Annotated in this window: 1 protein-coding gene; it reads left to right on the forward strand. The window is 77.7% G+C overall.

Going from position 1 to position 2841, the window contains the following annotated elements; translation table 11 throughout:
- The coding region (locus VFZ20_RS02980) for a type I polyketide synthase (RefSeq protein ID WP_329682337.1) at positions 1-2841 on the forward strand (2841 nt) is incomplete at both ends.

The raw sequence follows: 2841 nt of genomic DNA on the forward strand, positions 1-2841 counted from the left end.
AAGGGGCAGGGCACCGTCCCCGGCAGCGGCGCGGGCGTGGTGGTCCTCAAGCGCCTGAGCGACGCCCTGGCCGACGGCGACCGCGTGCTGGCCGTCATGCTGGGCTCGGCGCTCAACAACGACGGCAGCAACAAGGTGGGCTTCACGGCGCCCAGCGTGGACGGGCAGATCGACGTCATCACCATGGCGCAGGCCGTGGCGGGCGTGGAGCCGGAGAGCATCACCTACATCGAGGCGCACGGCACGGGCACGTCCATGGGCGATCCCATCGAGATCACGGCCCTCACCCGCGCCTTCGACACGGACGCGCGCGGCTACTGCGCCATCGGCTCCGTCAAGAGCAACGTGGGGCACCTGGACTGCGCGGCCGGCGTGGCGGGCGTCATCAAGACGGTGCTGGCCATGAACGCGGGGCAGATCCCCGCCAGCCTGCACTACGAGGCGCCCAACCCCGCCATCGACTTCGACGCCTCGCCCTTCTACGTCAACGCGCGGCTGTCTCCATGGGAGCGGCAGGGTGGTTTTCCGCGCCGCGCCGGCATCAGCGCGCTGGGCGTGGGCGGCACCAACGCGCACGTCATCCTGGAAGAGGCGCCGGCCCGCCCCGCGCCTTCCGCACCCGCGTCGGATCCGGAGACGATCGTCCTCTCCGCGCGGACGTCCATCGCCCTGGAGCGGCTGAGCGCGTCGCTGGCCGCGCACCTGGAGGCGCACCCGGAGCTGCGCCTGGCGGACGTGGCGTTCACGCTGCAGCAGGGACGCCGCGTCTTCTCCCACCGCCGCGCCTTTGCCGCCCGCGACGTGGCGGAGGCCGTTGCCCGGTTGCGCCGCCCCCACACGCCCGCCGTGGCCACGTTCGAGGCGCCCGCGACGGACCCGGGCGTCGTCTTCGCGTTCCCCGGCGCCGGCTCCGTGACGAACGGGACGGCGCGCGCGCTGTACCGGCGCGACGCGGACTTCCGCGCCGCGTTCGATCGCTGCGCGGACGTGCTGCGCGCCCGCGCGGGGATGGACCTGCGCGCGGCGCTGCACGGCGACCGGCCGGAGCTGCTGCGCGAGACGGCGTACGCGGACGCGGCCGTCTTTGCCGTCGGCTGGGCCCTGGCCCAGGCGTGGCGCGCGCGGGGCGTGGAGCCGCGCGCCGTCCTGGGCCACGGCCTGGGCGAGCTGGCGGCGGCGTGCGCGGCCGGCGTCTTTTCCCTGGAGGACGCGCTGGGCCTCGTCCTCCAGCGCGCCAGGCTGGTCGACGGGCTGCCGGAGTCGGGCGCGCGCGTGGTGACGATGGATGCCGATCGCGTCCGCGCCCTGGTCGCGGAGCTCGCCGCGGGCGGGCTGTGGGTCAGCGCGCACAACGCGACACACTCGACGGTGGTCTGCGGGACGACGGCGGCGCTGGACGCGCTGGCGGCCCGCGTCCGCGCGGAAGGCGGAATCAGCCGGCCGCTGGACGTCCGCCGCCCCATGCACTGCGCGGCCCTGGCCGGCATCCGCGACGCGTTCGCGTCGGCCGTTTCCGCCGCGCGCCGCGGCGCGCCCGGGGTGCCGCTTGTCTCCGGCGCCACGGGCGAGTGGCTGCGGCCGGAGCAGGCGCAGTCCGCCGCGTACTGGGCCGAGGCGCTCGTTTCGCCCGTGCGCTACGACCGCGCCGTGGCCCGCGTGCGCGAGGACGGCGCGGAGCCCGTGCTGCTGGAGATGGGCGCCGGTCAGCTGGGCGACTGGGCGCGGCTTTCCGGCGCGCCGCGCGTCACGGCGTCGCTGTCGACCGACGCGGACCGCGACGAAGCGGCCATGGAGGGCGCGCTGGGCTACCTGTGGGCGGCCGGCGTGGCGATCGACTGGACCGGGCAGCCGCGGACGGACGCACGCCGCGTGGCGCTCCCCGGCCATCCCATGGAGCGGCGCCGCTACTGGCTGGATGTCGCGGCGGACGCCCCGGTAGGGGCGACGGAGGACGCTCTGCAGCCGGCGTCGCGGTGGGTGTACGCACCGGAGTGGCGCCAGTGCGACGCGCCTCGCCGTCCCGTTGGGGACGCGCTGGCGGGCCGGCGGATCGTGGCGTTCACGGGCGCGGAAGGAGCGGCCGTGCTGGACGGCCTGCGGGCGCTGGGGGCGGACGTCGTGCGCGTCGCGGCCGGCGCCGACTACGCGGAAGGGGCCGGCGCCTTCACCGTGCGCCCCGGCGCGCGCGAGGACTTCGCGCGGCTGGCGGGGGCCCTGCGCGGCGCGGACGGGCCCGTCCACACGCTGCACCTGTGGGGGCTGGAGGACGACGGCGCGGACCCGTCGCCCGTCGCGCGGGCGCTGCTGCACTGGCTGGACGCGGCGGCCACGGCGGGGCTGCTTCCGGAGGGCGCCTCCGTCACGGTGGCGACGGCGGGCGCGCAGCCCGTGCTGGGCCCCGAGCTCGTCCACCCCGCCCGCGCCCTGCTGACGGGCGGCGTGCGGGGCGCCGCGGAGGAGCGGCCCGGCCTGCACTGCCGCGCCGTGGACTTTGCCGCCGGCCCCGTCCCCGCGGACCTGCTGCTGGCCGAGGTGGCGGATGCCGTGCGCGCCGCGCCCGGCGCCGTGGAGGCGGCGTATCGCGGCCGCCGCCGGTGGACGGCGCGGCTGTTGGAGGTGGCGGCGGAGCCGGACCTGTCCCCATCGGCGCGCCTGCGCCAGGGCGCGTGGGTCGTCACGGGCGGCCTGCGGGGGACGGGGAACGCCGTCGCGCGGTACCTGGCCCGCCACGGCGCCCGGCTGGCCCTCGTGGAGCCGGAGGACGGGGCGCACGGGGCCGACGCGCTGCACCCCCTGGACGAGGCCACGGACGTGCTGCACGCGCTGGGCGCGGCGGGGCTC

This window comes from Longimicrobium sp., assembly GCF_036280135.1.
Taxonomy (GTDB): domain Bacteria; phylum Gemmatimonadota; class Gemmatimonadetes; order Longimicrobiales; family Longimicrobiaceae; genus Longimicrobium.